At 38.1% G+C, this 25,709-nt stretch carries 28 protein-coding genes; 4 read left to right on the forward strand and 24 right to left on the reverse strand.

Translation table 11 applies throughout. From position 1 onward, the window contains the following. Nucleotides 1–120: 120 nt before the first annotated feature. The 13 genes from pcaF to ACOH2D_RS12445 form a co-directional block, all read right to left on the reverse strand. On the reverse strand, nt 121–1,326 hold the full coding sequence (pcaF, locus tag ACOH2D_RS12385) for a 3-oxoadipyl-CoA thiolase (RefSeq protein ID WP_348036903.1): 1,206 nt from the start codon (nt 1,324–1,326) through the stop codon (nt 121–123). 104 nt (nt 1,327–1,430) lie between these two features. Continuing rightward, a complete protein-coding gene (gene ypfJ / locus ACOH2D_RS12390) occupies nt 1,431–2,291 on the reverse strand; it encodes a KPN_02809 family neutral zinc metallopeptidase (protein WP_348036905.1) in 861 nt (286 codons plus the stop codon). A 58-nt stretch (nt 2,292–2,349) separates the two neighbouring features. Beyond that, complete coding sequence (locus ACOH2D_RS12395; RefSeq protein ID WP_449535428.1) at nt 2,350–2,757, reverse strand: PaaI family thioesterase; 408 nt, start codon at nt 2,755–2,757, stop codon at nt 2,350–2,352. 85 nt (nt 2,758–2,842) lie between these two features. Beyond that, the gene (locus ACOH2D_RS12400; RefSeq protein ID WP_449535429.1) at nt 2,843–4,072 is read right to left on the reverse strand and encodes a 3-hydroxyacyl-CoA dehydrogenase NAD-binding domain-containing protein; all 1,230 of its coding nucleotides are present in this window, start codon (nt 4,070–4,072) and stop codon (nt 2,843–2,845) included. Between the two features lie 7 nt (nt 4,073–4,079). Then, nucleotides 4,080–4,439: a four helix bundle protein gene (locus ACOH2D_RS12405; protein ID WP_449535430.1), complete on the reverse strand. Its 360-nt coding sequence runs from the start codon at nt 4,437–4,439 to the stop codon at nt 4,080–4,082. 53 nt (nt 4,440–4,492) lie between these two features. After that, entirely contained in the window at nt 4,493–5,272 is a 780-nt protein-coding gene (locus ACOH2D_RS12410; RefSeq protein ID WP_348035692.1) for an enoyl-CoA hydratase-related protein, read from the reverse strand. A 95-nt stretch (nt 5,273–5,367) separates the two neighbouring features. Further along, nucleotides 5,368–5,868, reverse strand: a complete 501-nt coding sequence (gene paaD / locus ACOH2D_RS12415; protein WP_348035690.1) for a 1,2-phenylacetyl-CoA epoxidase subunit PaaD — start codon at nt 5,866–5,868, stop codon at nt 5,368–5,370. A gap of 86 nt (nt 5,869–5,954) precedes the next feature. Continuing rightward, a complete protein-coding gene (gene paaC / locus ACOH2D_RS12420) occupies nt 5,955–6,707 on the reverse strand; it encodes a 1,2-phenylacetyl-CoA epoxidase subunit PaaC (protein WP_449535431.1) in 753 nt (250 codons plus the stop codon). A gap of 115 nt (nt 6,708–6,822) precedes the next feature. Further along, nucleotides 6,823–7,092, reverse strand: coding sequence for a four helix bundle protein (locus ACOH2D_RS12425; RefSeq protein WP_449535432.1), 270 nt, complete (start codon nt 7,090–7,092; stop codon nt 6,823–6,825). A 137-nt stretch (nt 7,093–7,229) separates the two neighbouring features. After that, complete coding sequence (gene paaB, locus ACOH2D_RS12430) at nt 7,230–7,517, reverse strand: 1,2-phenylacetyl-CoA epoxidase subunit PaaB (protein WP_449535433.1); 288 nt, start codon at nt 7,515–7,517, stop codon at nt 7,230–7,232. 87 nt (nt 7,518–7,604) lie between these two features. Further along, a complete protein-coding gene (paaA, locus tag ACOH2D_RS12435) occupies nt 7,605–8,561 on the reverse strand; it encodes a 1,2-phenylacetyl-CoA epoxidase subunit PaaA (RefSeq protein WP_449535434.1) in 957 nt (318 codons plus the stop codon). Nucleotides 8,562–8,751: 190 nt separating this feature from the next. Further along, a complete protein-coding gene (gene paaE / locus ACOH2D_RS12440) occupies nt 8,752–9,825 on the reverse strand; it encodes a 1,2-phenylacetyl-CoA epoxidase subunit PaaE (RefSeq protein WP_348037204.1) in 1,074 nt (357 codons plus the stop codon). Between the two features lie 152 nt (nt 9,826–9,977). Next, nucleotides 9,978–10,550 (reverse strand): TetR/AcrR family transcriptional regulator, encoded by a 573-nt coding sequence (locus tag ACOH2D_RS12445; RefSeq protein ID WP_348037202.1) that lies wholly within the window; start codon nt 10,548–10,550, stop codon nt 9,978–9,980. 60 nt (nt 10,551–10,610) lie between these two features. Here ACOH2D_RS12445 and ACOH2D_RS12450 point away from each other — a divergent pair, with 60 nt between their 5' ends. After that, nucleotides 10,611–10,922, forward strand: a complete 312-nt coding sequence (locus tag ACOH2D_RS12450) for a rhodanese-like domain-containing protein (RefSeq protein WP_348037200.1) — start codon at nt 10,611–10,613, stop codon at nt 10,920–10,922. Between the two features lie 79 nt (nt 10,923–11,001). On the opposite strand, the gene ACOH2D_RS12455 is transcribed toward ACOH2D_RS12450, so the two are convergent. The 3 genes from ACOH2D_RS12455 to gldB form a co-directional block, all read right to left on the reverse strand. Beyond that, a complete protein-coding gene (locus ACOH2D_RS12455) occupies nt 11,002–11,613 on the reverse strand; it encodes a DUF4230 domain-containing protein (protein ID WP_449535435.1) in 612 nt (203 codons plus the stop codon). Nucleotides 11,614–11,685: 72 nt separating this feature from the next. Then, nucleotides 11,686–12,024, reverse strand: a complete 339-nt coding sequence (gene gldC, locus ACOH2D_RS12460; protein WP_449535436.1) for a gliding motility protein GldC — start codon at nt 12,022–12,024, stop codon at nt 11,686–11,688. After that, nucleotides 12,024–12,983 (reverse strand): gliding motility lipoprotein GldB, encoded by a 960-nt coding sequence (gene gldB, locus ACOH2D_RS12465; RefSeq protein ID WP_449535437.1) that lies wholly within the window; start codon nt 12,981–12,983, stop codon nt 12,024–12,026. The genes gldC and gldB overlap by 1 nt, the downstream gene beginning before the upstream one ends. Before the next feature lie 95 nt (nt 12,984–13,078). Here gldB and nadE point away from each other — a divergent pair, with 95 nt between their 5' ends. Continuing rightward, nucleotides 13,079–13,867: an NAD(+) synthase gene (nadE, locus tag ACOH2D_RS12470; RefSeq protein ID WP_348037192.1), complete on the forward strand. Its 789-nt coding sequence runs from the start codon at nt 13,079–13,081 to the stop codon at nt 13,865–13,867. 151 nt (nt 13,868–14,018) lie between these two features. Further along, nucleotides 14,019–14,648 (forward strand): response regulator, encoded by a 630-nt coding sequence (locus tag ACOH2D_RS12475; protein WP_348037190.1) that lies wholly within the window; start codon nt 14,019–14,021, stop codon nt 14,646–14,648. Here ACOH2D_RS12475 and dnaG read toward each other — a convergent pair. After that, a complete protein-coding gene (gene dnaG, locus ACOH2D_RS12480) occupies nt 14,645–16,615 on the reverse strand; it encodes a DNA primase (RefSeq protein WP_348037188.1) in 1,971 nt (656 codons plus the stop codon). The two genes, ACOH2D_RS12475 and dnaG, sit on opposite strands and share 4 nt — an antisense overlap. A gap of 185 nt (nt 16,616–16,800) precedes the next feature. On the opposite strand from dnaG, the gene ACOH2D_RS12485 reads away from it, so the two are divergent. Continuing rightward, on the forward strand, nt 16,801–17,460 hold the full coding sequence (locus ACOH2D_RS12485) for a hydrolase (protein WP_348037186.1): 660 nt from the start codon (nt 16,801–16,803) through the stop codon (nt 17,458–17,460). A gap of 232 nt (nt 17,461–17,692) precedes the next feature. On the opposite strand, the gene ACOH2D_RS12490 is transcribed toward ACOH2D_RS12485, so the two are convergent. The 7 genes from ACOH2D_RS12490 to ACOH2D_RS12520 all read right to left on the reverse strand — a co-directional run bounded on the left by ACOH2D_RS12490 (nt 17,693) and on the right by ACOH2D_RS12520 (nt 25,410). Continuing rightward, on the reverse strand, nt 17,693–18,754 hold the full coding sequence (locus ACOH2D_RS12490; protein ID WP_449535438.1) for a hypothetical protein: 1,062 nt from the start codon (nt 18,752–18,754) through the stop codon (nt 17,693–17,695). An 88-nt stretch (nt 18,755–18,842) separates the two neighbouring features. Further along, nucleotides 18,843–19,592, reverse strand: a complete 750-nt coding sequence (locus tag ACOH2D_RS12495) for a hypothetical protein (RefSeq protein ID WP_348062807.1) — start codon at nt 19,590–19,592, stop codon at nt 18,843–18,845. After that, nucleotides 19,576–20,151: an RNA polymerase sigma factor gene (locus ACOH2D_RS12500; protein WP_348062808.1), complete on the reverse strand. Its 576-nt coding sequence runs from the start codon at nt 20,149–20,151 to the stop codon at nt 19,576–19,578. The genes ACOH2D_RS12495 and ACOH2D_RS12500 overlap by 17 nt, the downstream gene beginning before the upstream one ends. A gap of 240 nt (nt 20,152–20,391) precedes the next feature. Further along, entirely contained in the window at nt 20,392–21,369 is a 978-nt protein-coding gene (locus tag ACOH2D_RS12505; RefSeq protein ID WP_449535439.1) for a polyprenyl synthetase family protein, read from the reverse strand. A gap of 315 nt (nt 21,370–21,684) precedes the next feature. Next, complete coding sequence (gene rlmN, locus ACOH2D_RS12510; RefSeq protein WP_449535440.1) at nt 21,685–22,725, reverse strand: dual-specificity RNA methyltransferase RlmN; 1,041 nt, start codon at nt 22,723–22,725, stop codon at nt 21,685–21,687. 219 nt (nt 22,726–22,944) lie between these two features. Further along, nucleotides 22,945–23,994, reverse strand: a complete 1,050-nt coding sequence (gene queA / locus ACOH2D_RS12515) for a tRNA preQ1(34) S-adenosylmethionine ribosyltransferase-isomerase QueA (protein WP_348036484.1) — start codon at nt 23,992–23,994, stop codon at nt 22,945–22,947. Between the two features lie 183 nt (nt 23,995–24,177). After that, nucleotides 24,178–25,410: a 3-phosphoshikimate 1-carboxyvinyltransferase gene (locus tag ACOH2D_RS12520; RefSeq protein WP_449535441.1), complete on the reverse strand. Its 1,233-nt coding sequence runs from the start codon at nt 25,408–25,410 to the stop codon at nt 24,178–24,180. Between the last annotated feature and the right edge of the window lie 299 nt (nt 25,411–25,709).

Below are 25,709 nucleotides of genomic sequence, written 5' to 3' on the forward strand. Positions count from 1 at the left end.
ATATTTATGTTATTTAATTCAATCTTAAATCTCAATATTTCCAAAAAAACTATTTATAATGGAATGCGCATGAATTAGTGGTTTCTACTATTTATCATGAGATTCCTGCCTTCGCAGGAATTAGACACGTTCTATTATAGCCGCATAACCCTGACCCACGCCAATACACATGGTAATCAACGCATAGCGTTTTCCGGTTTCTTTCAACTCCAAAGCTGCGGAATATGTTATTCTAGTTCCCGTGACACCAAGCGGATGGCCAATAGCGATGGATCCACCGTTGGGATTCAATCTTGGGTCATCGTCTGCCAATCCCCAAGCTCTTGTGCATGCCAACGCTTGTGCTGCAAAAGCTTCGTTGAGCTCGATGACATCCATGTCGGCCATAGTTAATCCAGCTTTTTTCAATGCTTTATTCGAGGCTTCCACAGGGCCAATACCCATGATTCTCGGCTCCACACCAACAACGGCCGAACTTACAATGCGCGCCAATGGCGTTAGATTATATTTTTTTATAGCATCTTCCGAAGCTATAATTGTAGCGGCCGCACCATCATTTAATCCAGATGAATTTCCAGCGGTAACACTTCCTCCTTCAGATTTGAAAGCGCCACGCAATTTTCCTAAAACTTCTAAAGACGTACTTGGTTTTACAAATTCATCTTTTGAAAATTTTATTGGATCCATCTTTCGTTGTGGAATTTCAACCGTTATGATTTCTTTTGATAAACGTCCATTTTCTTGTGCTTTAGCCGCTTTCATCTGACTCCAATAAGCGAATTTATCTTGATCTTCTCTTGAAATATTATATTTCTCGACCAAGTTTTCCGCCGTTTGGCCCATGCCATCCGTTCCATATAGTTTTTGCATTTTCGGATTGACAAATCGCCAACCAAAACTCGAATCATACATTTGGGCATCTGTACCGAATGCACTCGACGGTTTTGCGACAATGTATGGGCCGCGGGTCATATTTTCAACGCCTCCAGCAATAAACACATCGCCATCGCCTGCTTTTATCGCACGATTGGCATGAATGATTGCGGACAAACCTGAACTACATAAACGGTTGACGGTTTCGCCAGGAACTGTAAATGGCAGTCCTGCCAAAAGTGCGGACATTCTAGCCACATTTCGGTTGTCCTCTCCTGCTTGATTGGCACAGCCCAAAATAACATCGTCATAGGCATCTTTTGGGATATTCGGATTTCGCTTTACGATTTCCTCAATGACTAATGCTCCTAAATCGTCAGTTCTTACAACGGATAATGTGCCTTGATAACTTCCTATTGGTGTTCTGATTCCGTCTATGATGTATGCTTCCATTAAATATTGTTGATTGTTGATCAATGATTTCTGATTTTTGAAGTAAGCATTCAAGACCTCTTCAATAAATAAATTCCCATCATTAATTTTTTAATTTCTAGATTTTATCGATTCAATTCCGAAAACGTATCGCCTTGTTTGATATCGCCAGTTTTGTATCCTTTTAAGAACCAAAACTTACGTTGTTCTGAAGTGCCATGGGTAAAGCTATCTGGTTGCACATTACCCTGAACTCTTCTTTGAATGGCATCATCGCCCACCGCATTTGCAGCACTCAAAGCCTCGTCAATATCGCCTTCTTCCAAATACTTCTGATTGTAATGCGCCCAAACTCCTGCGTAAAAATCGGCTTGAAGCTCTTGTGCTACTGATAATCGATTGGCTCCTGCAGCATTAGTTTGTTGTTGCATTTGACGGACTTTCTGAGAGGTTCCGAGCAAGGTTTGGACGTGATGTCCAATTTCGTGAGCGGTCACATAAGCCATCGCGAAGTCGCCACCTTTAGCTCCGAATCGCGATTGCAATTCGTCAAAAAATGCCAAATCCATATACAGTTTTTGGTCTGCCGGACAATAAAATGGCCCCGCAGAAGAACTTGCATTGCCGCATCCCGTACTGACAGCATCAGTAAATAAAACCATACCTGGCTTATCATAATTACCAATATTATTTTCTGTAAATATTTGGCTCCAAGTATCCTCGGTACTTGCCAAAATTCTCTTAAAAAGAACGCCCGTCTCCTTTTCTTTTGCAGTTAACTCCCTTTGTTCTGTTGGTTGGGAAACGGGTTGTCGGGATACGCCTTCAAGAATCGGCGCTAATTGCTGACCGGTTTCGCCGCCAAAAAGCTGGAGCAAAACTACTACAATAGCGATGATTCCACCACCAGCAGCTAATTTCCCTTTGGAACTCATCCCACGACGGTCTTCCAAATTCCCACTTTGTCTTCTACCTTCCCATTTCATATGATTTATTGTTTAGTGTTTATACCTCTAATTTACTAAATTCATAAAAATTTATAGGCTATTCTTCCCAATTTTTGCTGGTTCGATAGACCACACCTTTAAAAAGAGCAACCAATTCATCGCCTCGTTTGACTTCAATAATATTAAAGCCCAATTTATTTTTAACGTTTTCAATCACCGATTCAGCGATTAAATAATCCCCTTCAATTAATGCTTCAATATGGTTGATGCTGGTTTCAATGGAAACCGCATATTTTCCATGCGTATTTGCAGCAAAACCAAAAGCGGTATCTGCTAATGAATAGCTAATACCTCCATGCGCTTTCCCCATACTGTTGAGCATTTCTTTACGAATGGTCATAGCGACTTTACATCTGCCGATCTCACATTCTAGAATTTCGATGCCGAGCCAGGAGCTGAAGGGATCGAGTGATAGCATTTTATAGGGTATTTTATTTCCGTTCATTTAATTTATTTTTGATTGAAGATTAACGATTTTTGATTGTTGAAGTGTATAACTTCTTAAATCAAAAATCAGCATTCAGCAATCGTTAATCAAAAAACCTCAAACCTGATTTATTCATTCTCCTCAACAACGGACTACAGCGGTACCTATCTTCTCGATATTCATCGTACAATTCGTCCATTTTATTGACACACCAATCGATTCCCTTTTCATCTGCCCAAGCCAACAAGCCTTTCGGATAGTTGACGCCTTTGGTCATGGCGTTATCAATATCTTCTGCGGAAGCGATATTCCAGAATAAAGCATCGGCTGCTTCGTTAATGAGCATGACCAGGACACGGTCGAATATTTGTTGTGGCAAGTTTTTATCATGTGAGCCCTTCCCTTGATAGTAATCACGTTCAAGAATGACGATCGCTCCATTTTTATCATAATCATAATAGCCTTTTCCTGATTTCCTGCCCAAATAACCCGCTTCTGAAAAACGTTTTTGAGTGAAGGATGGCTTATATCTTGGATCAAAATAAAATGCAGTGAACACCGTTTCTGTGACCGTATAATTGACATCATTCCCAATAAAATCCATGAGTTCAAAAGGCCCCATTCGGAAACCCCCTAAAGTTTTCATGCTCTCATCAATGGTATGAAAATCGGCAATGCCTTCTTCATAAATCCGTAGAGCTTCTCCATAAAATGGTCTTGCCACACGATTCACGATAAATCCAGGAGTATCTTTTGCAACGGCGACCACTTTTTTCCAATCAGAAATAATCTTTACTGATTTTTCAAGAACTTCTTTTGAGGTTTGTATAGCCGGAATAACTTCTACCAACTGCATCAATGGCGCGGGATTGAAAAAATGAATCCCAATACAACGTTCTGGTCTATTTAAGGAAGCCGCAATCGAAGCAATGGACAAACTTGAGGTGTTTGATGCGATGATACAGTTATCAGACACATAAGTTTCCAATTCGGAAAAGACTTTTTTCTTAATGTCCAGATTTTCAATAATAGCTTCAATTGTCAGATCGGAATCTGATAAATCCTTTAAATTATTTACGTAAGAAATGTTATTTTGAATTCGTGCTTTTTCTGTAGAATCAATACGTTTTTTTTCAACTAATCGCGACAGAATTTTCTCCAAAGCTACTTTTGCTTTATCCAAGGCTTCTTGATTGGTGTCGTATAATTTCACTTGACAGCCAGATGTTGCTGCTACTTGTGCGATGCCGCTGCCCATGGTTCCTGAGCCGAGAATTCCGATCAATTTGATTGTTGATTGTTGATTGCTGATTTTTGATTTTTGATTTGTCATAAATATATTATTTCAGCTTTAAGGATGCAGTTTTTATACTAACAACAAAAATAGAAATGAGTTCGTCGTTTTCTTTTATTAATTTATCTAAGCCTTCAATGTCTAAAATAAGCTGAGCACCTTTTTGGATTTTCATGTTAACTAAACACTCGCGAAGTTCTTTCAAGCAAATTTTCATTTTATGAAGAAAATCTCTAGAAGATTCGCCACCTCTCGCCTCTCCATAATTTAAAGCTGCTGAAGTTGCAGATCTTATGAGTTGTTTTGCCAAATGTTCTGATGCGAATGAATTGTCGATCTTCTTGCAAATCAGAATGACATCGATAGCAAACTGAATAAGTCGCTCTTCTAATTGGTTTGGTCTCATATTCCTAATTTATTACTTCAAAAAATCAAAAATCGTAAATCTTCAATCACAAATCATTTACCTTTAAAATTAGGCTGTCTTTTTTCAATAAACGCAGCAACACCTTCGGCATAATCTTCAGTTTGCGCGGCTTCAATTTGCAATTTAGATTCTAAAGCTAATTGAGCTTCCAAATCATTGGTCATCGATTTATTGAATAATTCTTTAATCAGTCCTAAAGCTTTTGTTGGCATATTAGCGAGTTTTAAAGCTAGTTCGCTGACGTCAGCCTCAAAAAACTCTAAAGGAATAACTTTATAAATCATTCCCATTTTTTCAGCTTCTTCTGCAGATACTTTATCGCCTAACATGGCAATTGCTAAAGCTTTTTGAAAACCAATCAATCGTGGTAAAAAGAAGGTTCCAGCGCTATCGGGTACCAAACCAATAAGACTGAATGCTTGTATAAAACTTACTTTTTCGTGAGCGACAACAATATCGCAGGCCAAAGCAATATTTGCCCCTGCTCCTGCAGCAACACCATTTATAGCGCCAATGATTGGTTTTTTAATAGATCGAATTCTCGTGATTATAGGATTGTAATGCTCTTCGAGAATCTTTTTGAAACCTGGATTTAATTCTGGCGATGTGACTTCTTTTAAGTCTTGACCCGCACAAAATGCTTTTCCGTTTCCTGTAAGAACAATTGCTCTTACGGCATCATTTTTCTCACAAGCATCTAAAGTATCCTGAAGCAAAAATGCCATTTCACGATTGAAACTGTTGAAGACCTCTGGCCGGTTGAGCGTGATGGTGGCGACACCGTTTTTAATATCTAGTAAAATTGATTTCATTTTATATGATTTTTGATTGAAGATTAACGACTTTTGATTGTTGAACTATCTCACTTCTTAAATCAACAATCATAAATCAGCAATCGTTGATCTTTTTATTTTAAACATTTAAAGTAATCAAAAGGCTCATGACAATCGTTGCACTGAAATTGTGCTTTGCATGCCGTTGAACCAAATTGACTTACCAATCTCGTATTTATGGATCCACATTGTGGACATTTAACTAAGCGCTTTCCGTGCAATAACACATCTTTATCCGCTTCTGCGTTTAATGGCGCTGCAATGCCATAATCTTCCAGAGACTTTCTTCCTCTTGGGGTAATCCAATCTGTTGTCCAAGCTGGCGAGAGAATTAATTCGACTTCTGAATGGTATCCTGCTTTTTTTAAAGCTGCTTTAATATCATCGCCAATCACATCCATTGCTGGGCAACCACTGTAAGTTGGTGTGATTTGAACTTTCACGATGTCATTTTCAATAACCGCAGATCGTACCACTCCCATATCCATTATTGAAAGGACTGGGATTTCTGGATCGGAAACCGCTTCCAGGATCGCGATCAGTTTTGGGTCGATATGTTGTTCTGTGCTTGTCATGATTTATTTAAGATTGAAGATTAACGATTTTTGATTTTTGAAGTCCTTCTAAAATCAACAATCAAAATTCAGCAATCAACAATGCTCTACCATTCCATATTAGGATACGTGCGTTGCATGTATTGCAATTCGGCCAATAAAAACCCCATGTGTTCGGTATGAATGCCCTGCTTTCCTCCTTTTTGGAAGTATTTTGATTCGGGAATAGTCAAAGTGGCTTCTTCCAAAACGCTATTTATTTTTGTGTAATATTTTTCTTTTAATTTTGTGACATCTACACCAATTCCTTCCTGAACCATGGCTTTATCGGCTTCGGTTTGATGGAATAACTCATCGGTATATGTCCATAAGTCGTTGATGGCATTTTGTGTTTTTTGTTGACTTTCATCGGTTCCGTCGCCCAATCGCTTGATCCAATCGGTTGAAAAACGCTGATGATAGCTCACTTCTTTAACCGATTTTGTAGCAATTGCCGCCAACGTTAAATCCTTGCTTTTCTGTAATTCGGTTAAAAACAGTAAATGATACACATCAAATAAAAAATGACGCACCATGGTGTAAGCAAAATCTGTGTTAGGCTGTTCCACCAACAAGACATTTACATACTCGCGTTCTTTGCGAAGCATGGCGATATCGTCTTCGTTCCGACCATCTCCTACAAGTTTTGCCGCGTATTGGTAATAGCTGCGCACTTGTCCAAATAAATCGAGGGAGATATTTGTGCAAGCGATATCAGTTTCCAAACTTGGCCCATGTCCGCAGAGTTCGCCCATGCGTTGACCGAGGATGAGACTGTTGTCGGCGATTCCGAGGATGTAGTTATATAAATTATCTTTCATAATTAAATTGAAGTTGAAATCGAACTTGAAATTGAAGGGCTTCGTCTAATTCTTCTAAATTGAAATTGAAGTCGAAATTGAACCTAAAAAAATCCAGTTGTTTCTTTTATATTTTCTATTTAATATTTTTTATTCTTGTTACTATGATTCTGATCAGTTGGTCATTTTCATCTTTTAATGACACTAGACTATCTTCAGAAAACAATTTTGCTTTCGTTTGAATATTGAGATTTCGATGACATTCTCTTAATTCCTTTAAGCATATTCTCAACTTATTTATTTTATCCTTATCAGTTCCGGCACCTAAAACCTCTCCATAATTCAAAGCTGACGAGCAAGAGGAACGAATGAGTTGTTTTGCTAAATAATCTCCTGCGTATGACAATGGTTTTTTGTCATAGAGCAGAATTATTTTGTCGCGAAATCCTCTAAACGCTCACTCAAATCAAATTTATTCTCGCTCATTTTTTGAATTTCAATTTAACTTCAGTTTGAATTTCAATTTCGATTTCAACTTCTTTGTTACATATATTTCACTTCATCAGGCAACTCGTAAAATGTTGGATGACGGTAAACTTTATCTTGTGCCGGTTCAAATAATTCGCCGTTGTGTTCTGGATTTGAAGCTGTGATGTTTTTGGATTCTACGACCCAAATACTGACACCTTCATTTCTTCTGGTGTACACATCGCGTGCGTTTTCCAAGGCCATTTCTGCATCTGCTGCGTGCAGACTTCCGAAATGACGATGTTCCAATCCGTTTTTACTTCTGACGAAGACTTCCCAAAGTGGCCACTGTTTCGTTGACATATATTATCTGGTTAAATTGAAATCGAAATTGAAGTTGAAATTGAACATCCTTCGATTTCAACTTCAATTTCATTTTCAAGCTCTTTATTAGACTACTTGTTTTTCTTTTCTGTTTGCTATCTTTTCGGCATGTGCCATGGCCGCATCACGAACCCATTCGCCACGCTCCCATGCGCCTACTCTTGCTTTCATGCGTTCTTTGTTCATTGGCCCATGACCTTTGACGACTTGCCAAAATTCGTCCCAATTAATTTCTCCAAAATCGTAGCTGCCACGTTCCTCGTTCCATTTTAAGTCGGGATCAGGAATGACCAATCCGATTAAATCTGCTTGTGGAACGGTTTGATCGATAAATTGTTGACGTAATTCATCATTGGTTTTACGTTTCAATTTCCATTTCATGGATTGCTCGGTATGCACGGATTCTGCATCTGTTGGCCCTAACATCATCAAACTTGGCCACCACCATCGGTTTAAGGCATCTTGCGCCATTTCCTTTTGTTCGGGCGTGCCACTCATCAATTTTATCATGATTTCATAACCTTGACGTTGATGAAAACTTTCCTCTTTACAAACCCTTACCATTGCTCTCGCATAAGGCCCGTAAGACGTGCTACACAACGGCACTTGATTGATAATAGCTGCACCATCAACCAACCAGCCAATGGCGCCCATATCGGCCCAAGTAACAGTTGGATAATTGAAAATGGAAGAGTATTTTGCTTTTCCAGAATGGAGTTGTTCGTATAATTCCTCACGGGAAATCCCTAAAGTTTCGGTGGCAGAATATAAGTATAAACCATGACCAGCTTCATCTTGGACTTTTGCCAACAAGGCTACTTTTCGTCGTAATGAAGGCGCTCTTGTAATCCAATTGCCTTCTGGAAGCATGCCCACAATTTCGGAATGCGCATGTTGAGACATCTGACGAATATGGGTCTGACGGTACTTTTCGGGCATCCAATCTTTAGGTTCGATTTTTTCGTCTCTTGCGATCCGTGCTTCGAACTGCTTTTCTAGATTTAAAATTTGTTCTTCACTCATGGTTCTTAATATTAGTGAAATGTTATTTAATGTTCGGAGTTGCGTTAGGGATTACTCGCTCATTCTTATTTGATATATAAGAGCTCGTGAATGCTCCGCATTTGAGGCCACATCCATTTTTGTTTTTCACAAAAAAGATATAGCGGAAAGCCCGACCCTTTTTAGGGTAACGCCCAAGTTAATATTCTAATTATACATCAAAATCAACCACGACCTTTTTACTCGTCGGCACGGCTTGACAGCTCAACACATAATTCTGCTCGACTTCCTTGTCGGCAAGTGCGTAATTCTTTTTCATTTTCACCGATCCTTCGATGACTTGACACTTGCAGGTGCTGCAAACGCCGCCTTTGCAAGCGAACGGCAAATCGGCTCCAGCAGCCAAGGCACCATCGAGAATAGTATCGAAATCGTCATCCATAATGAAATGAAATTCTTTTCCGCCATCAATAATGGTTACCTGCGTGCCATCAATTCTTTGTTCGAGGATATCGGCAATATGTTTATTTTCTTCAGCTGAACTGCCTGTAAAGAACAGTTCGTAATGAATATTATCCTTGGACATTCCTGCCGCTTGCAATTCGTCGCGAATCAAGAAAATCATCTCTTGAGGCCCGCAAATAAAGGCGTGGTGCGTATCGGGAACATCAATAAATGTGCGGGTCAATATTGCCAGTTTTTCTTTGTCAAAACGACCATTCAAAAATGGAATATCACGATGTTCTCTAGTTAAAAAATAAAACACCTGAAACCTGTCAAAGAACTCGTTTTTAAGTTGTTCGATTTCCTCCTTAAAGATAATGGATTTTACAGTTCGGTTCAAGTAAAACAGCTTAAACGTGCTGTTTGGCTCCTGGTGCAAATGGGTTTTGATGATGGATAACAACGGTGTAATCCCGCTCCCAGCAGCAAATGCGATGTAATTATTATGCGCTGCAACGTTGACACCCACCGTAAATTCGCCATGTGGTTCCATGACCTCGAGGGTGTCGCCTTTTTTTAATTCATAAAGCGCATAATTGGAAAAAACTCCATTGCGAATGGTTTTTACGGCCACTTTCCACTCACCATCCAAAGGACTTGAGCATAAAGAGTAATTGCGCCGAATATCCGCGCCATTGATTTGCTTTCGCAGCGTCAAATGTTGACCGTGTTTGTATTTGAATGCCTCCTTGAGATGATCAGGAACTTCAAAAGAAATGACGACGCAATCCTTTGTTTCCTTATAAATGTCGGCCACTTTCAGCTTGTGGAATTTTGCCATAATCCTGTCCCTAAGCCTTTCCAAAGGAAAGGACATAGGCGTTAAATTTAATTAGTTGTCCTTTTATCAAAACCTACAAGGTTAAAAAAGCTTGTAAGCCTCAAACTAACACTTGTTAGTTTGAGTGACAAATTTACAAAATTAATTATTAACTATTTGTTAATTCCGTAGATGAGGACATCACTCAGATTTTGGGTTAACTCTTTAAGATTAATTTCCTCCTTTTTGGGGATCCATAAATACAGTGAACGCAGGGTAGAAAGTATTGAAAACATTACGACTTCTGCATTTGTCTCGATGATTTCACTGGAGGAAATTCCAGTTTTAATAATATCCACAAAATCTTGCTCATATTTTTTTCGGAGTTGCAAATAATACTCCAATTGATCTTCTAAATGCATCCAATCATTGTTTAAGGATGCCATACCATAGGTGTTATTCGTCGTAATATGGACATGAAGCTCGACAATCAACTTCAACTTTTCGATGGTGCTATGCTTTGATTTTTTAATCAAATCCATGCCTTGTGTAAATTCTTCGGCCAACGAAATGATGATGGCTTTTAAAATATCCTGTTTGGAATTGATATGATTGTAAAGGCTGGCAGCTTTCATGCCCATTGCCGTCGCCAAATCGCGCATGGTTACCGCACTATAGCCTTTTTCTTTAAAAAGTTTGGTGGCTGTAACTATAATTTCTTCTCTGCGTGTAACTTCTGTAACCAAGGGTTCTAATTTAAAATTCTAAGTTTGTCAATAATATGTAAATTTAAACAAAAGAAAACTATGGGAATTTTTGATTTTTTATTCGGGAACAAAAAGAAAAACATAAAGGAATTTTTAGACAAAGGCGCCATCATTTTGGATGTCAGAACCAAAGGAGAATGGGATAATGGTCATATTGAAAGCGCCAAACACATTCCGTTGGATCAGTTGAGAAATAACGTTGCAAAAATCCAGAAAATGAACAAACCTGTTATCACCTGTTGTGCAAGCGGCGCACGTTCAGGTCAAGCAACGCAAATTTTAAAATCGAATAATATTGAGGCTATAAATGGTGGTGGATGGTCGAGTTTGCAGAGGAAAATCCTCTCCTAAATCCTCCGAAGGAGAGGACTTTTTAAGTAGATCAAATTGTGATGTTAGCGCACTGATTATCAAACACCGCTTCTAAGTCTTAAAGTTTGATGTTTTGTAAATCGTCAGATGATTTGATGGAATTACCTTCATACTGCAGTGTCCATCCCAAAGTATTTGTTAAAATAAAGAATTTTGACAATTCACTGATCAAACGATTTTGCGCGTTACTCTTTAAGTTAGAGGCTTCGATTTTTTTCATCAGCTGCCCGTTCACTTTATCCTTGATCTTATTATAATCTTCCGCTTTAAACGGATTTAGGAAATCGGCGGTTACATCATAATATTCAAAATCGGGGCTGATCTTGATCTCTTCTTTTGGAATGCTTAAAATTTTGAGCGTTTTGGTACTTTCATCCACTTCATATTCTATCTGGCTCAAATCATATGAAACCGTGACGTCAGCATTAACAACTACTAAAGCTTTCTTTTCCACATTGACCAAATTGGCAAAAACGGCCTTGGAGTTTTTATAGGTAAACACTTGACTGAAATGCCCTTCCGTGACCACCAATTTGCTCACATTTCGGATTTGCTCTTGTATGAGTGCAGAATTCTCATGCAGTATGGTTTCTTCCTTATCGTTAAAAAAATAACGATACCCAAACATGACCAACAAAACCAAAATTAAAACATATAGGAGTTTCCGCATTTTCTTAGAGCTATTTATTTAAAACATTCAATCCCGAAGCTTCGGGATTGAAAAATTTATAGTTTGGAGATTTTACTTTGTTTTGAGTTCTAATTTTTCTGCAAAATAATCACAGAAATCCCGCATGGTGGCGGTCATTTTTTCATCTTCAGTGGCACGATGGAAGGTATTGCTCATTTCGACCAAGGTTTGATGAAAAAACAACTTCATTTCATCTACGGGCATATCTTTAGTCCAAAGATCGATACGCAACGTTTCTTGTGCTTCACTATCCCAAACTGAAAGCATCATCGCTTTAGCTTCTTCATTTTTGATGCCACCATCTTGAGCAGTCCAGCTCAATTTTTCAGGCACTCGATTTTCATCCAATTCAACGAATAATTCGATAGTTGATTTTATAGTATTTGACATTATTTACGGGGTTTATATTTAGAATTATTAAAAATATCTTCAGCATTCATTTTCAACATATCCATGAAGCTGACCTCATTGTTTTTCATGTAAGACCTAACGATTTGCCAACCGATGTACTGACCGATTCTGTCTGGAGACTCACTATCCAGTTCCAAATAAAATTTTGAAAAAGGAGCATCTGCAATAAATCGGCCTGCCAAACTATTATCGGTACTGAACAAAAGTTCGCGTTCAATAAAGTAGCGCCACACTTCACTTTCATTTTCTATAACCCATTCCAGTTGCGCCTCGGTATAGCCTATTTTTTCAGCATCTGACTTAAACGGGATCATTTTATCCTTAAAATAGAGCTCCTTACCATAGTAAATCATATCATCCAAAAGCGTCTTTGATTTATTTTGAAGAATATAATGTTCTGAATAGTCTGAGGCCAAATCACTCACAATTTGAGACCGCTCCATTCTTAAGGTCAAATACCTCTGAATACCTTCATAGAAATGATGATCAGCGCCCAAATAAGTATCTAAAGAAATCAGTACAATGGTATCTGTTACAATGGTTTTATTTCGATAATCCACATCTGAAGTGACCGTAATAATGCGCGGCACTTTAAATATTTTATCATAATATTTCAAATGTTGAAAAAGCGATCTAATATCGTCTTCCACATCATCAAACTTGGCAAAGGTTTTTTTGACTTCACTCGACAGCTCCTTCTGCAGCGTGTCATTCATGCGCTCAATCCATATAGAATCAGGAATGCGCTCTGAAAATAAAAAAGGATAGGCGGCTTTCAATTTTGGCAAATCCGCTGGTTTAGCGTCCGCAAAAGCCAAATCAAAACGCTCCACATTAACGTCAACATCAATTTTAGAAATTTCACTTTCCAGTTGATTGTCTTTTTTACAAGCGTTAAAAAAAAGCAAAAGGACAATTAGAAAACCGACATTCTTCATAGATGATTTTTAAAGGTCTTTAATTTTTATTACTTCAGTGTTTACTTTATTTTTGTTGTACAAAGGTAGTATTCTTTGTGTTAAATCTTCCTAAAATGCAAACAGAAAAAGTTATTGATCACATTGTAAACTGGTTAAAAGAGTACGTCTCCAACGCTCATGTCAATGGTTTTGTTGTCGGAATTTCTGGCGGAATTGATTCTGCAGTAGTCTCTACATTATGTGCCAAAACAGGTTTGGATGTTTTATGTATTGAAATGCCTATACATCAACCAGAAAGCCATGTATCCAGAGGTCAAGAACACATTAAACAGCTCAAAGCCAATTTTCCAAATGTGTCGGATAATTTAGTGGATTTAACGCCCGTTTTTGAAGAATTTAAAAGACAGGTTTCTTTAGATGGAAAACCAGATATAGTCGACATGGCGCTTGCCAATACACGTGCGCGCTTAAGAATGACGACGCTTTATTACCATGCCGGATTAAAAGGCTTATTGGTTGCAGGAACAGGAAACAAGATTGAAGACTTTGGCATTGGGTTTTACACCAAATATGGTGATGGCGGCGTCGATTTAAACCCCATCGCAGATTTGCTGAAAACCGAGGTTTACGCCATTGCCAAGGCATTGGGCATTACGGACTCTATTATTAATGCAGCGCCAAGTGATGGCCTGTTTGGCGATGATAGAAGTGACGAAGATCAAATTGGCGCGTCTTATTCCGAATTGGAATGGGCGATGGAAATGAAAGAAAACGGTAAAACTGCAACTGACTTCGAGGACAGAAAACGTGAGGTTTTTGAACTCTTTTCAAGACTCAATAAAATCAATCAGCATAAAATGATTCCGATTCCAATATGCAAAATCCCTAAAAATTTAAAATAATCTCAACTATCATTCCTATAATTGATTGAATGTTCACGAAACTTATTGAGTTTCGTGTTTTTTTTTATATATTTACGTAGGACATCTCCCAATCCTGAACTGACCTTCTTACGTACACTTACTTACGTAACCAATTTAATAATAGAACATTATGATTAAGGTTTTGGTTGTTGACCACCATCCCATTGTCAGAGCAGGATTAAAACTACTTTTTGACACGGATCCAGATATTGAAGTCGTTGGAACTATTGGAACGGGTATTGAAATTTTTGAATTTATCCGACGCTTTCCTGTTGATGTTATAATCTCTGAAATTGATTTGCCCGAGCTGAATGGCATTACCGCTTTAAGAGCCATTAAAAAAGAGCATACCGACTTAAAAGTGATCATGTTCAGTCATCATCCTGAAGAAATTTATGCTATCAGCACGATTAAAGCAGGTGCCTCTGGTTATCTTTCAAAATCAGTGGATACTAAAACCATTAAGGAGGCGGTATTAAAAGTGTATAATGGTGGTATCTATTTGAGTGAGAACATGGCCAAACACTTGAATTATGATGACACCAAGAACAGCAAAAGCAAACTTTACAAACGTCTATCGACCAGAGAAGTCGAAGTATTGAAATTATTATCGTCCGGAAAGAAAAACAAGGAAATTGCTCAAGAGCTCGACATCAACGAAAAAACGGTCAGCACCTATAAAGCGCGGCTTTTCAAAAAACTGAATGTGACCAATTTAGTAGATTTGATTCATCAAGCAAAACATATAGGCACCGTTTAAATTTTGCCACCCACTACTTTTCCGAGTTTTTTTGACAAGAGTGTTTTTAGTCTTAAGTAGTCTCTAACATCTTCCATTACGGCGAGCGTATTTACATCGGGCTTTCTCGTTTCGTTTTGGTATTCCACAACTTTTTGATCTATTAGAAAACATCTTAAACTCAAAATCGTTTGAGTAACCAATTGTGCGATACTCTCATTTTTTTCTTTGGGAACGATATGATTTCGCTCCCAATCATGCAATACATAACGCTCATCATCCATCAAAATAGTGGTCACTTCATTGGCCATGTTCTGATCGAGCTTATTAATAAAGTCCTTTAGCTGAAAGTCTGTGGCTTGGTGCAGCGCATCAATAATAACATAATATAAATTTTTGAAGCGCTCGTCAGAAAACTGCATTTCATCTTCCTGCAAGTCTAAATAGATTTTCTCAAATACTTTTGCTTGCTGAATGACAGGTTCCATTTTTAATTCGCCTGTTTTCTCATCTTCTTTCATGACCAAGTCCTCAAAATCTTCAGTTTCGTTGCCATAAAGCAATAAGATCTCGATGATTTTTAGCTCCAATTCATATTGATGATTGACTTTCTTTGCGGCCGGTTCTGATCTAAAAACTTCAAAAGGCACTTGATTTGGATCAGGTGGCCTGCTCAATTCCTTACTTTCTTTATTATTGATTTGCGCTAAAGTGGTAAATAAGACCTGCTCGCTAATGTCCATGATATTCGAACATTCCTTCACATAAATCTCACGCTTAATAGGATCAGGAATTTTTGAAATACTATTGACGATTTCCCGGATGGTATCCGCCTTTTTTATAGGATCGTTTTTGGCATCTTCAACCAACAACGAGGCTTTAAACTGAATGAAATCCATGGCCTTGTCATGAAGATAAGCGGAAAGCTCTTCAAAGGTATTTTTTCTTGCAAAGCTGTCCGGATCTTCGCCCGCGGGAAAAGAACAAACCTTAACATTCATTCCTTGCTCCAAAATTAAATCGATACCTCTTACCGAAGCTCGCAATCCCGCAGCATCCCCATCAAAAAGCACCGTGATATTTTTGGTTAAACGATTAATCAATCGAATCTGCTCGGGCGATAAAGCCGTTCCCGAAGATGCGACCACATTCTTAACGCCTGTTTGGTGGAATTGGATCACATCCGTATAGCCTTCTACCAAAAAACAATTGTCTTCTTTGGCGATAGATTGCTTGGCATGATATAATCCATACAGAATTTTACTCTTATGATACACTTCACTTTCAGGCGAATTCAGATATTTTGCCGCTTTTTTATCAGCTCCCAAGATTCGGCCTCCGAAACCTAAAACCCGTCCGCTCATACTTTGAATCGGAAACAAGACTCGACCTTTAAAGCGATCAAAACGTTTGTCATCCTTAACAATGGTCAATCCTGTTTTTTCAAGAAATTCGAGTTTGTAACCCTTTTTTAAAGCTTCATCCGTAAAGGCTTGCCATTCATCAAGTGCATAGCCCAAATCAAAGGTCTTTATGGTTTCAATGGTAAACCCACGCTCCTTAAAATAACTTAAGCCAATGGCTTTTCCTTGATCGGTTTTATGAAGCACTTTTTGGAAGTATTCACTGGCAAACTCGTTGACCAAAAAGAGACTTTCCCGTTCATTGGCTTCTTCTTTTTGCTCATTGGTCTGTTCGGTTTCCTCTATTTCAATATTGTATTTTTTGGCAAGATATCTGATCGCTTCAGGATAAGTGAAATGCTCATGCTCCATGATGAAAGTCACCGCATTTCCGCCTTTGCCACTACTAAAATCTTTCCAAATTTGCTTTACCGGACTCACGACAAAACTCGGCGAACGCTCGTCACTAAACGGACTTAAACCTTTATAATTACTGCCCGCTTTTTTGAGATTGACGAAATCGCCAATAACCTCTTCAACGCGAGCGGTTTCAAATACTTGTTCTATGGTGGATCTTGAAATCAAAGCTTAGTAGTAATTTTTTTGTAAAAATAGGACAATCAAAATTCATAAAGGACATATATTGCCGATGAGTTTATCGAAAAAAAATCAATTCCGTCCAGTTCTTAAGATAAATATAAACACTGACTTTACCGAAGATAATGCCATTTACATCATTAGCGTTGGCAGCAACATTTAAAATTAAAACAATGAAAAAAACACCTCGTTTTACAAGTAGATTAAGAACTAATATCGTTGAAGTACCAGAAATTATCAATACCTGTTCTGGAATCTATGTATTTGGTCAGCTATTAAAATCTTTTTTATTCAGTACTGATGTGGCGATCATCCGAAATACAAATTCCAACGCTATTATTGCAGTATATCCATTTACGCCGCAGCCCTTAATTTCTCATGCTTTGATTTTAGCGGCAGACAAACCTATCTTTTGTGGTGTCGGCGGCGGCATAACCACAGGCGATCGATCCATAGATCTTGCCATTGACGCAGAGTTCCAAGGTGCCTTAGGCGTGGTATTAAATAAACCTACGCCGAATGATTTGATCAAAAGATTAAAAGAAAAAATAGACATTCCAGTCGTCATTACCGTGGTTTCAGAAAATGACGATATCGAGGGACGCATAAAAGCTGGCGTCGATATTTTTAACGTGTCAGGCGCTGAAAAAACGTCGGATATTATAAAAAGAATCAGAGATATTAATAGCGATGTGGCGATCATTGCAACTAGCGGGAGATCTGATGATACTATTCAACTGGCCATTGAATCGGGAGCCAATGCCATTTCTTATACGCCTCCGACTACTGCAGAGTTATTCAAGGACATCATGATTCGCTATCGGAATGAATAAGTTTTTTGAACCATCAAGATCATTTAGGTATTAAGAAAATTAAGTCGTGTTGTTTTTAACTCAACCCTTAATGTCCTAAATTCCTTAATTTTTTCTTAATGGTTATATTTTTTTGAACCATTAAGGGATTAAGAAAATTAAGGTGCACTACTTTTTAAGGCAGCGCTTAATGAACTTAACTCCTTAATGGTTTAATTTTTGATTGTATTCCTTGAAACCTTAAGTGATTAATCTAAAGATCCCAACGCAGGCCCAAGGAAATATTATGCTGTGGCGTGACTTGATCCTTAAACAGTTCGTTCAGATTATATTTGGCATACACACTAAAATCTCCTACGCCAATATAACCGCTCAAACCATATACAAAATTGGACGTGTTGTAATCATTTTTTAATTTATCTTTTTGATTGCTACCATTCTCTCGGTATTTCAGTTTTTGCTGAGTGCTCAGATTAACCCCAGCGAAACCTCCAAGTCCAATCTTGAATTGATTAGCCGTAAAATACCTGATTCGATCATCATAGGTTTCTTTTTTTGAAGGCCCGAACTCAAAATGCAATGGAACGACCAAACTCGTAGTTCTGAATTTTGATTTCTTCAAATCCAATGGAAATTCTTCGAGCGTGGTTTCATTTCCATGATCCACAAAATAAAGATTATCTTTTATGGACAATTTATTCCACTGTAATGACAACCCATAATTGACCCTCACAAAATTTGAGTTTTTAAGTAATCGTGTATTCCACAGCCAACCCAGTTCCACAAAACCGGAACCGCCGATTTTATACGGGGAATCTTCTAAGCTTTGACCGTCAATGAGTGTGTTGTTAAAACCGATGGCGAATAAGAATTGGTTTTCAGTTCTGATATCATATTTAACTGGCTTATTGCTACCTTTTATGTAAAGTCCATTTTTTTTGCTAAATGAAGCTAGGAGATCGCTCTTCGTATTTCCATACGTTTGATAGGATTCGTCATTTCTCATAAGTAGATCAATTTGGTGGTCAATCATAGCCAGTCTACTCTCAATGTTTAATGCTCTTTTCTTAGCTGCTTCTTGTTTCAGTGCATCTGCTTTTGCTTTGGTGATTTTGCCCTTTTCCAATTGTTGATTAATGACTTCAACTTCGGATTTTAAGAGATTCCTTTCCTGTATGGCAATGGTGTCCTTATACTTTTCGAGATGCTCAAGTCGAATATCTTTGAGGGTTCTCTGAATAGTGTCCTGTGCGTGAACGTTGCTTAAAATGAGGCATAAGCTTGCCAGCACAATGATTTTTACAATTGTGTTCATAATGTTCGATTTTTGATTGATGAATTTTACTTTTGACTCTAAGATTAGCTTCGCTAAATCTGAGATTCCTGCCTGTGCAGGAATTCGGTTAATTATTCCGCTCTGCGACTGCCGTTATTACGGTTTCATAACTATTTTTTAAAGCTTCAAAGATTTTATCTCTAAACGATTTTTGCAAATCTGTTTCAACGTCTTGTAAAAGAGCGCTGGCATCCACCGTTCTCGTGCCCTCTTTTAAGATGGTTTGGAAAGTAATTTCCCTTTGGGCTTTTTGCAATAAAGCATCAATATCCGCGTCAGTTACCGTTTGGCCCTTGCTTTTCAAATCGTTTATTTGAGCAACAATCTCTGAGACTTTTTGATCTTCCAAGGTTTCTTTTTGACCGATTATTTCTAAAGACTCAAATGATTCTTGATTTTCATTTTTAGCAACGGCAAGATTTTGTTGTGTAGAAGTTGTTATATTTTTTTCGTTCGTTAAGAGTTCCTTTTTAGAGGCATTCCTTTCAAAAGACTCTGGAATTCCAACCTCTTGATTGGTCTTCACCAATTGCCTTTGTTCTGATGACTTCTCCATCGGTTGAATATGTTCCTCCATTTTTTGTTCTGTGTCAACTAAAACCGGATTTTGAGTGTCAAATGTGTTGTCATTAAAAAACAAAGTGATCATAAACAAAATAGCAACAACGCTAGCCGCAACACCCATCCACAAATACACCACTTTCCCTTTCTTTTTATCCGTGGCATCCAATCGGTCTGCCAAGGCATTCCATGAGGTGTCAGAGGGTTCGATGGTTCGTTTCTCAAGCGTCTCCTTAATATTATCTTCCCATTTCATCTGTCATAGTATTTATAAGGTTTGACTTATTAATTTTCTCCTGCAAAAGCTGTCTGGCTTTATACAACTGCGATTTTGAAGTGCCTTCATTGATATTCAACAAACTTGCAATTTCGCGATGTTTGTATCCTTCAATAGCATACATGACAAACACCATTTTATAGCCTTCAGGTAATTCGTCAATATATTGTTGAATCTCATTCACTTCGATGGCCGTTTGAATGTTGTTGATCTGTTCATGATGGACTTCAACATCTTCGACAGAAAACTCAATCTTCTTTTGTTGTCTTAAAAAGGAAATCGCTTCTCTGACCATGATTTTCCTGAGCCAGCCTTCGAAACTGCCTTCATTCTTGAAATTCGTCAGATGGGTAAAAGCTTTAAAAAATCCGTTCAACATGACATCTTCTGCCTTTTGAAGATCCTTTACATAATATCGACAAACGCTCAACATTTTTGGCGCATGCGTTTCATAAAGCATGTGTTGCGCTTCACGATTGTTTTTAGACGCTTTTTTTATAAGCTCGATATTGTTGTTATGTAATTGAATGACTTTCAAAAATTGGTTTATTAGGTCTTCTATTTATAAAGACGCAAAAGATGTGCAAAAGGTTGCCTGGGATTTTTGTTGGTTGTGGGGTTGTTTGTTGTTGAATTGTCGACTGATAAACGCAAAAACATATATGTCAACATATTACAAATAAAAATAACAACAATGTTTTTTTGAAAAAAATGCAGATACTTTAATAATAACCATATAAAAACTTCAAGCTCCGCGCTTCAAGCTTCATGCTTTCCCCTACTTCTTCCGATCAATCACATAATTGACCATGAGCAATAAAGAAGCTTTAAATTCAGATTCTGGATAGGTATCTAAAAGCACTAAAGCTTCTTCCTGAAATTCTAGCATCTTAGAAACGGCGTAATCCAGTCCGCCTTTACTTTTCACAAAAGCAATGACTTCTTTAACACGTTTTCTATCCTTATTATGTTTTTTGACCGAATTGATCAGCCAGGATTTTTCCTTTTTAGAAGAATTATTCAGAGCATAAATAAGTGGCAAGGTCATTTTTTGTTCCTTGATATCGATACCTGTCGGTTTGCCGATCGCTTCATTGCCATAATCAAACAAATCGTCCTTAATTTGAAAGGCCATACCGATAAGTTCTCCAAATTTGCGCATGGTTTCCACATCAGGCGAATTTGGTTTTACGGAAGCTGCACCGAGACTACAACACGCTGCAATGAGCGTTGCCGTTTTTTGACGGATGATTTCGTAATAAATGTCTTCAGTAATGTCCAGTTGACGTGCTTTTTCGATTTGAAGAAGTTCGCCTTCACTCATCTCCCGAACGGCTACGGAAATAATTTTCAGAAGATCAAAATCATTATTATCAATGGAAAGTAATAAACCTTTAGACAGAAGATAATCGCCAATAAGAACGGCAATTTTATTTTTCCATAAGGCGTTAATGGAGAAAAACCCACGGCGTCTGTTGCTGTCATCGACAACGTCGTCATGCACTAAGGTTGCAGTGTGGATTAATTCAATAACCGCAGCACCTCTATAAGTGCGTTCGCTAACATTCCCATTATTGACCATTTTCGCGACCAGAAACACAAACATAGGTCGCATTTGCTTGCCTTTTCTATTGACAATAAAAGTGGTAATCCTATTTAAAAGCGCCACTTTTGAAGACATTGAAAGGAGGAACTTTTGTTCAAAAAGTTCCATTTCATAGGCAATAGGTTGCTTTATTTGTTCTTCAATTTTCAAAGGGATGTGGTCATGCGGATTTCTACAGCAAACGTACTAAAAACGGGAATGATATGCTATTTTAAAGCTTAGAAAGTCGTGCTAAAAAGGCCTGAATACACGTTTTTGATAAATTCTTTAGGGTAGTAAAGATGTTTGAAGTCTATTTCAGAAAAGAAACAAGATTACCGCGTTCCTAGAATATAGACTTGGATAGGCAATTTATAAAAACATCATCCTTAGATTTTAACACGAAGTTAAAATGGTGTATTTAAAAAACTTCTGCTTGAAGAAAGTCTTTTGAAAATCAGACTAACCATTCAGAACTAGAAAAATTTAGCTTTTATTCGCCAGTTGACCACAGGCCGCGTCGATATCCTTACCTCTGGAGCGCCTTACCGTAACGGTAATATTGCTAGCTTCCAGCATGGAAATATACATCTCCAAAGCCGCATTATCCGCTTGTTGAAACTGGCCGTCATCAATAGGATTATATTCGATCAAATTGACCTTGCTTGGCGCGAATTTGCAGAATTGAATCAGCGCTTCCACATCTCTTTTGGTGTCATTAATCCCATCCCAAACCACATATTCATAGGTGATGGTGTTTTTTGTTTTGGCATACCAATATTCCAAAGCTTCCCTTAAATCAGAGAGTGGAAAATTAGCATTGAAAGGCATGATGGAAGTCCGGATTTCATCAATCGCAGAATGCAGAGAAACGGCGAGACCAAATTTCACTTCATCATCGGCCATTTTCTTGATCATTTTAGGCACGCCCGAAGTGGACACGATGATGCGTTTTGGAGACATCCCCAAACCTTCTGGAGACGTAATTTTATCAATGGCTTTTAGTACATTATTATAGTTCATGAGTGGTTCTCCCATCCCCATAAATACGATATTGCTTAAAGGTCGGTTGAAGTATAATCGGCTTTCTTTATCAATAGCGACGACCTGATCAAAAATTTCATCAGGATTGAGATTCCTCATGCGTTTGAGTCGTGCTGTGGCACAGAATTTACAATCGAGACTACAGCCCACTTGCGATGATACACACGCTGTAGTACGGCTTTTTGTTGGAATCAATACCGATTCCACGATCAGACCATCATGCAAACGAATGGCATTTTTAATGGTTCCGTCGTTGCTACGTTGCATTTGATCCACTTCAATATGATTGATAACGAAATGATCTTCCAACATCTGTCGGGTTTCCTTGGAAATGTTGGTCATGTCTTCAAACTTGTGAGCGCCTTTGCTCCACAGCCATTCATATACCTGATTCCCTCGGAATTCTTTATCACCTTGCGTGACGAAAAATTCGCGAAGTTGTTCTTTACTTAATGCTCGTATGTCTTTTTTTGTTATTTCCATTGCAGTTGCAAAAATAGTGAAAGGATTGACGCATTTTTGATAAGGTCATCTTAAAGTTTGAAAAAGAGCGAAGTTGCTTGCCCGTCCGTAGCTTTTGTGGAGGCGGGAAATCGAAATTGAACTTGAACTTGAACTTGAAACAAGAAACCTGAAACCTGAAACCCTAAAACGAAAAGCCCCATCATAACGACGAGGCTTTATCTGTATAAAATATATTATTTATAGGATCAACATCGCGTCTCCATAAGTATAGAAACGGTATTTTTCCTTAACAGCCTCTTCGTAAGCTTTCTTTATGAAATCATGACCTGCAAAAGCAGAAGCCATCATTAATAATGTCGATTTTGGTGTATGGAAATTGGTAATCATACAGTTGGCAATACTAAAGTCATACGGAGGGAAAATAAATTTATTAGTCCAACCTGAAAACTCATTCAGCGTTCCATTTGAAGATACTGCACTTTCAATAGCACGCATCGCCGTTGTACCTACAGCACAAACTCTTTTTTTATGAGATTTGGCATTATTGACAATATCAGCTGCTTCCTGAGTAACGAATGCCTCTTCACTGTCCATTTTATGTTTGGACAAATCTTCAACCTCAACCGGGTTAAACGTGCCTAAACCAACGTGAAGTGTTACTTCAGCAAATTCAATACCTTTAATCTCCAAACGCTTTAATAAATGTTTAGAAAAATGCAAACCTGCTGTTGGCGCAGCAACAGCTCCTTCTTTTTTAGCAAAAATAGTTTGATAGCGCTCTTCATCTTCTGGCTCAACCTCTCTTTTGATATATTTAGGAAGAGGTGTTTCTCCAAGCTCAGTTAATTTTTGGCGGAATTCTTTATAAGAACCATCGTACAGGAAACGCAAAGTACGGCCTCTGGAAGTCGTGTTATCAATAACCTCAGCAACTAAAGTCTCATCATCTCCAAAATACAATTTGTTACCAATACGTATTTTACGCGCCGGGTCAACCAAAACATCCCAAAGACGCTGCTCTTCATTTAGCTCTCTCAATAAGAACACTTCAATTCTCGCACCTGTTTTTTCTTTATTACCATATAAACGCGCCGGAAAAACCTTTGTATTATTAAGGATCATCACATCGCCTTCATCAAAATAATCGATAATATCCTTGAATAATTTATGCTCAATCGTCTGCTTCTTTCTGTCCAAGACCATCAAACGAGCTTCATCTCTGTTTTCGGCTGGGTATTCAGCTAATAATTCATCTGGAAGTTTAAAACCAAAGTGGGATAATTTCATACGTTTATATTTAATTTTTTTAAATGTTCAGATCTATCTGCCGACAGATCTCAAGAATCCATTTTCTATCACACGAGTAATGGGCACTAATTTATAAGTGCTTTATAACGCGCTATATAGATTTTTTTGCAAGCTGCAAATATACGACCTCAAAGTAGGCGTTGTCAAGTAAATGACCGTTTATTATTTTGCTATTTTAAAACCGATAGCTTTGAGGTCTTCCCAAAAGGTCGGATAGGATTTTGAAACAACCATGGCATCCTCGATTTGAAGGTTAGTTTTTAAACCTAACGGAGCAAAGGCCATCGCCATTCTGTGGTCGTGATACGTACCAATAGCCACATGATCAGTGATGTTGGCAGAAGATTTCAACTTTAAAGAATCATTTGTGATTTCAACCTGCGCCCCCAATTTTTCAAGTTCGGTTTTTAAGGCAACAAGTCGGTCGGTCTCTTTTATCTTTAAGGTATGAAGTCCAGTAAGATGACAGCCAACTCCCAAGCCAAAACAGGTCACGGCGATAGTTTGTGCGATGTCTGGCGCGTTTTTAAGTTGGCAGTCGACAGTCTGCAGTAGGCAGTCGGTCTTTTTTGAAAGGGTAATAGAGTTATTGTCGAAGGTTGTGACCACACCAAAATCGGTGTAAATAGTTGCCAAAACAGAATCCCCTTGTAAGCTATCTTTTTTGTAGGATGATAAAGTAATTTCTGTTCCCACCGGAGCTAATGCGACAATACTGTAAAAATAAGACGCCGATGACCAATCGCTCTCAACCGTCAAGGCTTTTTGATACGCGTTCAGACTTTTAAGCGGGCTTACTTTTATCTTATTGTTCTCAAAACTGGTTTCAACCGCAATTTGGTTAAGCAAATCCAAAGTCATGTTGATATAAGGCACGGAGGTAATTTCGCCTTCTAAAGTTAATTCCAATCCGTTGTTTAATTTTGGAGCAATCAACAAAAGCGCTGAAATATATTGACTACTCACGTTGGCCTTTAAAGTCACTTGATCTTTTAGAAGAGATTTACCGTTGATCCTTAAAGGCGGACAACCTTCAGCCTCCAAATAGGAAATATCAGCACCTAGCGCATTCAAAGCTTCAACTAAGACTTGGATTGGGCGTTCTTTCATTCGTGCCGATCCCGTAATCGTGATCTCTCTACCTTCTTGAGTCGAAAAAAATGCCGTCAAAAAACGCATCGCCGTTCCCGCATGATTGATATCAATTAGGTTTGATGTGGATTTCAATGCTTTTTGCATCACTTCTGAATCGTCAGAATTGGAGACATTCTGAATCTGCAATTCTGGATACAGCGCTTGCAAAAGCAATAATCTGTTGGACTCACTTTTTGAGCCGGTGATAACGATTTTAGGGGGATTTTCTACAAGCGTAGATTTATGAAGAGTTAACAACATTAGATTTTTGATTTACGATTTTTGATTTACGATTCACGAAATTAGAAAAGCTATGGCACAAAAGCACGAATAATAAGACATTTCTTGTTTGAACAGTAAGATCAAGTTAAAATTGAAGTTGAAGTTGAAATTGAAGTCGAAAACGATCAATGGTAATTTTGAAAATTTACATTATGATTTAAGTTACAACGATTGAAAACGAATAATGACCTGCCCGAACATTCCTTTTCGGAATGGGCGGGATAACGAATAACGAATAACGAATAACGAATAACGAATAACGAATAACGAATAACGAA

It is taken from the genome of Gelidibacter sp., assembly GCF_053579655.1.

What these genes read in the sequence shown, in the direction of transcription:
- paaA (WP_449535434.1), bottom strand. Translation starts at nt 8,561, where the DNA reads ATGAGTGAAGAACAAATTTTAAATCTAGAAAAGCAGTTCGAAGCACGG.
- paaD (WP_348035690.1), bottom strand. Translation starts at nt 5,868, where the DNA reads ATGACAAGCACAGAACAACATATCGACCCAAAACTGATCGCGATCCTG.
- paaC (WP_449535431.1), bottom strand. Translation starts at nt 6,707, where the DNA reads ATGAAAGATAATTTATATAACTACATCCTCGGAATCGCCGACAACAGT.
- ACOH2D_RS12410 (WP_348035692.1), bottom strand. Translation starts at nt 5,272, where the DNA reads ATGAAATCAATTTTACTAGATATTAAAAACGGTGTCGCCACCATCACG.
- paaE (WP_348037204.1), bottom strand. Translation starts at nt 9,825, where the DNA reads ATGGCAAAATTCCACAAGCTGAAAGTGGCCGACATTTATAAGGAAACA.
- gldC (WP_449535436.1), bottom strand. Translation starts at nt 12,024, where the DNA reads ATGTCAAATACTATAAAATCAACTATCGAATTATTCGTTGAATTGGAT.
- ACOH2D_RS12490 (WP_449535438.1), bottom strand. Translation starts at nt 18,754, where the DNA reads ATGAACACAATTGTAAAAATCATTGTGCTGGCAAGCTTATGCCTCATT.
- ACOH2D_RS12520 (WP_449535441.1), bottom strand. Translation starts at nt 25,410, where the DNA reads ATGTTGTTAACTCTTCATAAATCTACGCTTGTAGAAAATCCCCCTAAA.
- ypfJ (WP_348036905.1), bottom strand. Translation starts at nt 2,291, where the DNA reads ATGAAATGGGAAGGTAGAAGACAAAGTGGGAATTTGGAAGACCGTCGT.
- gldB (WP_449535437.1), bottom strand. Translation starts at nt 12,983, where the DNA reads ATGAAGAATGTCGGTTTTCTAATTGTCCTTTTGCTTTTTTTTAACGCT.
- ACOH2D_RS12400 (WP_449535429.1), bottom strand. Translation starts at nt 4,072, where the DNA reads ATGACAAATCAAAAATCAAAAATCAGCAATCAACAATCAACAATCAAA.
- ACOH2D_RS12450 (WP_348037200.1), top strand. Translation starts at nt 10,611, where the DNA reads ATGGGAATTTTTGATTTTTTATTCGGGAACAAAAAGAAAAACATAAAG.
- ACOH2D_RS12395 (WP_449535428.1), bottom strand. Translation starts at nt 2,757, where the DNA reads ATGAACGGAAATAAAATACCCTATAAAATGCTATCACTCGATCCCTTC.
- ACOH2D_RS12485 (WP_348037186.1), top strand. Translation starts at nt 16,801, where the DNA reads ATGAAAAAAACACCTCGTTTTACAAGTAGATTAAGAACTAATATCGTT.
- ACOH2D_RS12405 (WP_449535430.1), bottom strand. Translation starts at nt 4,439, where the DNA reads ATGAGACCAAACCAATTAGAAGAGCGACTTATTCAGTTTGCTATCGAT.
- paaB (WP_449535433.1), bottom strand. Translation starts at nt 7,517, where the DNA reads ATGTCAACGAAACAGTGGCCACTTTGGGAAGTCTTCGTCAGAAGTAAA.
- queA (WP_348036484.1), bottom strand. Translation starts at nt 23,994, where the DNA reads ATGAAATTATCCCACTTTGGTTTTAAACTTCCAGATGAATTATTAGCT.
- pcaF (WP_348036903.1), bottom strand. Translation starts at nt 1,326, where the DNA reads ATGGAAGCATACATCATAGACGGAATCAGAACACCAATAGGAAGTTAT.
- ACOH2D_RS12475 (WP_348037190.1), top strand. Translation starts at nt 14,019, where the DNA reads ATGATTAAGGTTTTGGTTGTTGACCACCATCCCATTGTCAGAGCAGGA.
- ACOH2D_RS12455 (WP_449535435.1), bottom strand. Translation starts at nt 11,613, where the DNA reads ATGCGGAAACTCCTATATGTTTTAATTTTGGTTTTGTTGGTCATGTTT.
- rlmN (WP_449535440.1), bottom strand. Translation starts at nt 22,725, where the DNA reads ATGGAAATAACAAAAAAAGACATACGAGCATTAAGTAAAGAACAACTT.
- ACOH2D_RS12495 (WP_348062807.1), bottom strand. Translation starts at nt 19,592, where the DNA reads ATGAAATGGGAAGATAATATTAAGGAGACGCTTGAGAAACGAACCATC.
- nadE (WP_348037192.1), top strand. Translation starts at nt 13,079, where the DNA reads ATGCAAACAGAAAAAGTTATTGATCACATTGTAAACTGGTTAAAAGAG.